Consider the following 206-nt stretch of genomic DNA (forward strand, 5'->3'; position numbering starts at 1 on the left):
TCACGGCGTTGTTCGTGAACTGATGGAAGAAAAGCGCGCCAGCCGTCAGGTGACAGTCCCGGCGGTGATGCTGGAAAAAGTGATGGCGCTGGCAGGCAGTGAAATGAAGCGCCTGTATGCCGTCGGGAGTGAGAACGGGGGCGACGGTGACGCATTCGTCAGGGAGGAACGCGAAGCAATGGACGTTGTGTTACAGGCGCTGGACG

Annotated in this window: 1 pseudogene; it reads left to right on the plus strand. The window is 59.7% G+C overall.

From position 1 onward, the window contains the following. Positions 1-206, plus strand: a pseudogene (locus RRF55_RS29515) (hypothetical protein); the annotation flags it as partial.

Origin of the sequence: Klebsiella sp. K47, assembly GCF_051858335.1 — a bacterium.
Classification (GTDB): domain Bacteria; phylum Pseudomonadota; class Gammaproteobacteria; order Enterobacterales; family Enterobacteriaceae; genus Klebsiella; species Klebsiella pneumoniae.